The organism is Pontibacillus yanchengensis Y32, assembly GCF_000770635.1.
GTDB lineage: Bacteria > Bacillota > Bacilli > Bacillales > BH030062 > Pontibacillus > Pontibacillus yanchengensis.
In genome coordinates this window covers 1-7,416 of the sequence record NZ_AVBF01000106.1, presented here as the reverse complement: position 1 = coordinate 7,416, position 7,416 = coordinate 1, and the positions used below count along the sequence as shown (strand labels likewise).

The 7,416-nt window shown below is 40.9% G+C and carries 9 protein-coding genes and 1 riboswitch; of the genes, 4 read left to right on the top strand and 5 right to left on the bottom strand.

What is annotated here, in order from left to right:
• Nucleotides 1–151 precede the first annotated feature (151 nt).
• The 4 genes from N782_RS19945 to kynU all read right to left on the bottom strand — a co-directional run bounded on the left by N782_RS19945 (nt 152) and on the right by kynU (nt 3,408).
• Nucleotides 152–670 carry an acyl-CoA thioesterase gene (locus N782_RS19945; protein ID WP_036824615.1) on the bottom strand — a complete coding sequence of 173 codons (519 nt, stop codon included), beginning with the start codon at nt 668–670 and terminating at the stop codon, nt 152–154.
• 100 nt (nt 671–770) lie between these two features.
• A complete protein-coding gene (locus tag N782_RS19940; protein WP_036824612.1) occupies nt 771–1,475 on the bottom strand; it encodes a tryptophan 2,3-dioxygenase family protein in 705 nt (234 codons plus the stop codon).
• Between the two features lie 16 nt (nt 1,476–1,491).
• Entirely contained in the window at nt 1,492–2,118 is a 627-nt protein-coding gene (gene kynB, locus N782_RS19935; RefSeq protein ID WP_036824610.1) for an arylformamidase, read from the bottom strand.
• Between the two features lie 15 nt (nt 2,119–2,133).
• On the bottom strand, nt 2,134–3,408 hold the full coding sequence (gene kynU / locus N782_RS19930) for a kynureninase (RefSeq protein ID WP_036824607.1): 1,275 nt from the start codon (nt 3,406–3,408) through the stop codon (nt 2,134–2,136).
• Nucleotides 3,409–3,543: 135 nt separating this feature from the next.
• Nucleotides 3,544–3,652: riboswitch (TPP riboswitch) on the top strand.
• Nucleotides 3,653–3,815: 163 nt separating this feature from the next.
• Here kynU and tenA point away from each other — a divergent pair.
• The 3 genes from tenA to thiE are packed head-to-tail and all read left to right on the top strand — an operon-like array spanning nt 3,816 to nt 5,969.
• The gene (gene tenA, locus N782_RS19925) at nt 3,816–4,508 is read left to right on the top strand and encodes a thiaminase II (protein ID WP_036824604.1); all 693 of its coding nucleotides are present in this window, start codon (nt 3,816–3,818) and stop codon (nt 4,506–4,508) included.
• A gap of 26 nt (nt 4,509–4,534) precedes the next feature.
• On the top strand, nt 4,535–5,344 hold the full coding sequence (gene thiM / locus N782_RS19920; RefSeq protein WP_036824601.1) for a hydroxyethylthiazole kinase: 810 nt from the start codon (nt 4,535–4,537) through the stop codon (nt 5,342–5,344).
• Nucleotides 5,337–5,969, top strand: coding sequence for a thiamine phosphate synthase (thiE, locus tag N782_RS19915; protein ID WP_036824598.1), 633 nt, complete (start codon nt 5,337–5,339; stop codon nt 5,967–5,969). Before thiM ends, thiE begins: the two co-directional genes overlap by 8 nt.
• Nucleotides 5,970–6,019: 50 nt before the next feature.
• On the opposite strand, the gene N782_RS19910 is transcribed toward thiE, so the two are convergent.
• Nucleotides 6,020–6,844, bottom strand: a complete 825-nt coding sequence (locus N782_RS19910) for a YihY/virulence factor BrkB family protein (RefSeq protein ID WP_036824596.1) — start codon at nt 6,842–6,844, stop codon at nt 6,020–6,022.
• A gap of 159 nt (nt 6,845–7,003) precedes the next feature.
• Between N782_RS19910 and N782_RS19905 the strand changes: the two genes are divergently transcribed.
• The coding region (locus N782_RS19905; protein ID WP_052111468.1) for a DUF948 domain-containing protein at nt 7,004–7,416 on the top strand (413 nt) is incomplete at its 3' end.

The window sequence follows — 7,416 nt, the reverse complement described above, 5'->3', positions numbered from 1 at the left end:
CGTCACTTCTCCTTCAATATCCGCTACTTTCCATTCCTTTTCCGTCACTCCCCCATCGATATCCGCGTGTTCTAAGACCACCTCTCGCCTTACATAAAAAAATCCTGCTGCTTCTATAAGCAACAGGATCTTAAGATTAGTATTATGTTGGTTAGTCTCGTTTCCAAGGGAAATCTGTACCAAAGCGGTTGGCAAATTCTTTGGAAACACCGCGACGTTCTTTCCTGTGTTGAGCTCTCGCTGCTGCTCCAGAATGAAGCCAGTGTTCTTCATCTGTTTCTGGATACACAGTTGGTACTTCTTGTGGTGTATTAGTGTCATCAACAGCAACCATGGTGATGAAAGCTGTTGCGCATACAGCACGTTTGCCAGTTAACAATTCTTCTTTAACGGCTTTCACAAACACTTCCATTGATGTATTACGAGTCCAGGTCACAAATGCTTCTAGACATATCGCATCTCCTGCATTCACAGGATATAAGAAGTCAACAGAGTCAGTAGATGCTGTTACCACTGTTGCACGAGCATGACGGGTTGCTGCAATGGCTGCTACATCATCAATGTATGCCATGAGCTGACCTCCAAATAGGGTGCCATGATTGTTTGTGTCTGTTGGGAGTACGTGTGAATTTTTTACTACAAGTGAGTCAATACAAGGTTTCTTTTCCATATTTTAGCCTCCTATTTTTAAGCAACTCATGCAGTTAGTATACCCAATTCAGCCTTTAGTATGTGGGATTCTGAAAATCAACCGCTTTCAAACGTGAATTTTATTCAAGGGGCTTGGTATCATAGCTTGATCCCGTCCAATCTGTTAACGCACAAATACTTTCCCATAGCTTAGGGTAGAATTCATACTTCACCCCTTTTTCTAGCATCTGAGCAGGGATCCCCTTTAAGCTATTTGTCTGAAGGCCAATCATTCGGCGTACAAGTTGAAGGTGCTGGTGCCGGAAGGATTGGAAGTTCTCGTCAAAACGAATCATGGATTGCATCAGATTAAATAGACTAGGATGAGCTTCAGGTTGCTGGTGGATAGCTAGTGGTGTTAGATGGTGCGTTTGTAAAATCTGATCAAATGGCTCCCACAATGTAGGACCAAGACGTAACACCTCATTGAAGCCTGGGGAATCTTGACCACTTCCTTGCCCTAACGCCAGACGGATCGTATGATAATCGTTCGGGCTAATGACCTTTACCATGTCAAACACATTGGGTAAATGATCTAAATGCATATTCACTCGCCTGATTTGGTCCGTCGCCGCATCCACTTCTCCGTTTGTCATATGTTCATGAGCTATATGAATGTATTGAATCATTAATTTAAAGTGCAGTTCCGCAATTTGGTGAATGGTTTGAAAGGTTAGTTCGTCCTGACAGCTTAAATCTTGCTCAGGTTTTTGCAGCGTTAACAATTCTTCTGTCTTTATATATTTCTCATAATCTGATTTCGTTTTTTTCTTATAATAATCCACTACGTCATTCCACCTTTCACTTATTATGTGATCGCAAAACAGCTCGAACTGGACTCCCATCTCCTTCAACAATGGGTAAAGGAAAAGCCATGAGCTCATACCATCCAGGAGTTACGTTCTGAAGATCTAGCCCTTCTAAAATATGAATATGATGAGTATGTAATGCGTGGTGAGCCTGTAATTCTTTACTGTCTAATGGATCAACCGATGGAACATCAACGCCAATTAGTTTTATATTGTGTTTAGCTAAAAATGGGGCCACATCTGCTTCTATGTATGTTACTTCTTCTGGGAATTTCGTGTAATCTGTCCATGAGTTCGTTTTAAAAAGGATGCGACTCACGTTTGTTAAGTCGATTTGTTCAAGGTCTTTGGCTGCTATACTAGAGAGATTTGTCACATCAACTACTAGCGCAGGACCTACATATAATTCGAGATCAAGATCATAAATACGTTCCCCATTATTCATAAAATGAAATGGTGCATCAACGTGAGTGCCCGTATGTATGCTCATTTCCAGCTTGCCAACATTCACAGAACCACTTTCTTCCTTTGACCAACTGACTGAATAAGAGAAAGGGGTATCCCCTGGCCATGTAGGGGTCCCCTGCTCCAATCTTCTGGAAATATCAATAATCGACACGTCTATTTCCCTCCATTATGCAATAATATCCCGTTCATTCGGATGCTTTTCATATTGCGCTTCATCCATAACCTGTTTGAGAATTTGGATGGTCTCCCATACTTCTACAAACGTATTATATAAGGCCACAGGAGCTAGTCTAATGACATTCGGAGCTCTAAAATCAGGTACAACCCCGTGTTCCTTTAATGTTTTACATATCCGTGCTGCTTCGGGATGCTCTAGGCAAACATGTCCGCCTCGTCTGTGATACTCAGTTGGATTTCCAATCACAAATCCATAAGGCTTAAGTTCATGGTCTATTAGATCCATCATATATCTCGTAGCACGTAACGATTTCGTTCGCACGCGCTCAATGGATGCTTCATCAAAAAGTTGAAGAGACCCTATAAGGGGAGCTATGCTAAGCACATGAGGAGTGCCAATTTGATAGGCACCAGCTGTTTCGGCTGGATTGAACGTATGACTCATATCAAACTGTTTTTCTTTATCCGATCCAAACCAACCAGCAAGACCTGGCGTTTTACCAAAGTGGTCTTCATGAACAAACAAGGACGCCACACCACCTGGACCATTATTCAAGTATTTATAATTGCACCAATAAGCAAAGTCCACACCCCATTCATGAAATTTATGAGGAATGGCTCCCACGGAATGACAGCCATCAAACCCTATAACAATCCCCCTACTTTGCGCTTCCTCTGTTAATCTAGCAATATCCAATAGCTGTCCACTTCGATACAAGACAGTTGGGAGCACAATAAGGGCTACATCTTCGGTCATCGCTTCGATAATATCCTCTTCGTTGATTTCTCTCCCGTCTCTCGTTTCGACTTGAACAAGGTGTTCGTTAGGATCGTATCCTTGTAAGCGAAGTTGGCTTTGCAATGCATAAATATCAGACGGAAAATTAAGCTCATCGGCTACGATTTTTGTTTTTGTACCGATAGGTTGATAGAACGTAGATACCAGTTGATGAAGGTTTGTTGTAGTGGAACCGCTTACAATAACTTCTTCAGGTTTTGCGCCTACTAAAGGGGCACTCATCTTGCCAAGATTTTCGGATAAATAATACCAAGGATGATTACCTTGCATCCACCCGTTAATACCAAGTTGCTTCCAAGAATCCAACACCTCAAGTAACGCCTGTTCTGCCCGTTTTGATAATAAACCAAGGGAATTTCCATCCATATAAATGGTACCTGGTTGAATATAGAATTCGTCTCGGAAATGCGCTAACTCATCCTGTCGATCTAGCTCTTCAGCATACTCCTTTGACACATTCACCATAACACTCCCTTTCCTTTTCCTTTTATCCTATCATATTTTCCTAACAGATAGACTAGATTGATAGATATCCTATCTACTTTAGCTTGTAATCGTTTACTTGATATACATCTTGTGTTACCTTATTAGTAAATATAGGAAGTCCACTAGGGGCGCCTCTTTAAGAGGCTGAGATAAGGTTAGTAGCCTTGGTCCCTTTGAACCTGATCTGGTTAGTACCAGCGAAGGGAAGTGGAGTCGGTTGGCTATAGCGCTCAAGTAGGCGCTATGTGATTACGTGTATCTCTTGATGACACAATAACCCCCAAACCGCTCCAGTTTCGGAGCGGTTTTTTTATTTACCTGCCAATCTCCTCCCCTCACATTCTACACCCCTAGTGCTTCCAATACCTATATAGGAGGCACCTTTTATGAATTTTTCAGATTACCTAAGACAAGAAGCAGAACCTATCTTTCAATCAATCTTAGACCACCCCTTTGTGAGAGGAATAGCTAAGGGGGACGTACCCAAGGAAGCAGTAGCTCATTATGTTAAAGCTGACTTTGAATACCTAAACGCATTTATGAACATTTATGGCATCGCTATTTCCAAATGTGACAAACGCGAAGATATGGCGTTTTTCACTGAGAACATTGATTTTGTACTAAACAGCGAAATCCATCCTCACCATAATCTATGCGAATATATCGGAACACCATATGAGCAATTGCAAGGATATCCTCTTCCACCGAGCGCTGACCACTATATCAAGCATATGAAACATCACGCTCATGAAGGAAATATTGGAGAAATTCTAGCAGCACTCCTTCCATGTCCGTGGACGTACCTTGAAATTGGACAACGCATTATGAAAGAAATCCAGCCTGATGAAAACCACCCGTTCTATGCTTGGATTTCGTTCTATGCAGATGGCGCGATAGCTGATACAACCAATCAATTGCGACATAGATTAGACCTATGGGCAGAAACAGCTAGTGAACATGAAAAGCAAACCATGTACGAGGCCTTTATGAAAAGTTGCCATTTAGAATGGCGATTCTGGGAAATGGCCTACACCCAAGAGTCTTGGTCTCTCACACCAGAACATACAGTGAAATCTTAAATCAAACTTAGAATGGAGGATTATGTATGACTGTTTTACAAAGCAATTACCTGGCCAATCTTAGAGACGCATCACCACTTATCCACAATCTAACCAACGAAGTCGTCATCAATTTTACAGCTAACGGTTTATATGCCATTGGTGCAGCACCTATCATGTCCAAATCAAATGATGAAGCAGCAGATATGGCTTCTATTGCAAATGGTGTGCTACTAAACATTGGAACGATTAAACTAGATGATATGGAGCCAATGCTTCAAGCCGGCATAGCGGCCAATAAAAAAGGGATTCCCGTTGTGCTTGACCCAGTTGGTGTTGGAGCTACGCCATTTCGAAAAGAAGTCTGTAAAACGTTACTAGAACACATTTCCTTTACTGCTATTCGAGGAAACGCTGGTGAAATTGCGACACTTGTGGATAAAGAGTGGGTAACTCGCGGGGTGGATTCCTCAGATGATGGGGACATCGTTGGTCTTGCTGAACTTGCAGCTAGAACATTACAAACCCTTATTATCGTCACCGGGAAAACAGATGTCGTCACAAATGGTAACGAAACAATTCTATGCCATAACGGTACTGCGTTATTAACAAAAATCACAGGTACTGGGTGCTTATTAGGATCCATTCTTACCGCTTTTCTTGCATTAGAAGGAGATGCTGTGGAAAAAGCCGTTGCAGCTGTTACCACTTATGCCATTGCAAGTGAACAAGCTGTGGATAAGGCAGATGGACCTGGTACGTTTCAGGCTCATTTTCTAGACTCATTGGCCTCTATTGATGAAGACACTTTAAATTACAAGGCTCATGTGGAATCAAAGGGTGTGACTTATGAGTAAGATAAAAGATATGCTAACATTGTATTTTATAATGGGGAGTCAGGACTGTAGATATGATCCTACCTTCACCTTACAAGAAGCCATCCGTGGTGGTATAACGTGCTTCCAATTCAGGGAGAAGGGAGAGGGCGCTTTAACAGGTAAAGCAAAAGAAGAGCTTGCACGGAGCTTACAAAAAGTATGCCGCAATAACAACATCCCATTTATTGTTAACGACGATCTCGAATTAGCTTCCTTATTACAAGCGGATGGAATCCATGTTGGACAAGAGGATACTCCCATAGATACCGTTGTGGATAATTTTGTGGGAAACTATATTGGATTATCTGTACACACAAAAGAAGAAGCGAAAATGGCCAGCATCGAACAAATAGATTATATAGGTGTTGGACCCATCTTTTCTACTAGTACGAAAAAGGATGCCAAACAACCTTCCGGAATTGAAACGATTCAATCGATACGTGATGCTGACATCTCTATCCCTATGGTTGGAATTGGTGGCATCGGTGAAAAAAATGCCGAATCGGTCATACGTGCAGGAGCTAATGGCGTTTCGCTTATCTCTGCCATTAGTAAAAGCGATGACCCTTATAAAGCCACACAGATGATTAAACGTATGTTATAAACTGCAAAGACCCTGGACCGAATCCAGGGTCTTTACTGTGTATAATCTTTTTAACTGCTTGAATGCTTTTGTCGATTTAAAATGTAATTAATCTCTGCTCCAACCATTAAGATCAGACCTGTTAAGAAGAACCATATCATTAATATGATAATTCCTCCCAAACTTCCGTACGTAGCTGAATAATTACCAAAATTACTCACATAAAACGAGAACGCAAATGAAATAAGTAACCATAAAACAGTGGTCACAATTGCCCCAGGTAAGATTCCACTGAACGGGATTTTCTTATTTGGCGCAAATCGATATAACAAAAGAAGGACCCCACTCATGACAATGATACTAATAAGCCATCTAGATAATTGCAATAACACCATAACTTCACCAGGCAGTGTAATGAAAGACTGAACAAAATTAAAAATGACTTCCCCAAACACAGGTAACAGCAGAGCTACAGCAAGGGCAAGAATCATTCCAAATGTTAAGAAAATCGATAGAAGCTTCACCTTGATAAATGAACGATCTTCCTTCACATTATAAGCTTGGTTGGAAGCTTGTATGAAAGCTGTCATTCCGCTTGATGCTGACCATATCGTCCCCAATATTCCGATTGTCAGCAAACCACCTTTGGGCTGTGTAACAAGGCTTATGATATTTTCCCGTAATATAGAAGCCGTCCCATCAGGTAGAGAATTACTAATAAAATTGACTGCCGCATTGGGATCAATATTTAAGTATGGTACCAGCGATAATATTAAAATCAGCATTGGTACAATAGCAAGTAGATAGTAATAAGCCTGTGCTGCAGCTAGTAAAGGTACGTTATCTTTTTGAAATTCTGCTCCGAATTCTTTCACAAATCCTTTCCAATTAGGCACCTTAGTTCCCCCTTTTGAAATGTTTCCCTTTCATCCTTTTACCCTTTACCATTATAGGTGTAATCTCAAAACAACATATTATGTTTAACTATTTGTGAATCGTGGTGTTTTGCTCCACCAAAAAGGGGTAAATTATTCTTTAGGAGGTGTCTATTATACATGGAACTTATTTATATTAGTGCTCTACTAGTTGCGTTAGCATTTGCCTATCTAACCTTCTTTATTGTAAAAACCCTCATGGGAGTTAGTTCAACTATCCAAAGCTTAGATCATACTGTGTCTGAATTAGAGACAAAGATGAAGGAGATATCCCATGAATCAGAACAACTTGTACATAAAACCAACAGCCTCACAGATGATATTCAACATAAAGTTGAATCAACAGATGGCATGTTTGACTCCTTACATAACGTTGGGGAGTCACTAAATAATATTAACGACGCATTAAGTAGAGGAGCTGCTCACTTCTCCGTGCAATCTTCCAAGCAAACCGATCAACTGACACACATTATCCGATGGAGCGATGCGGCTATGAATTTATATAGTACCTACTCCAATAACAAAAGCGCAAA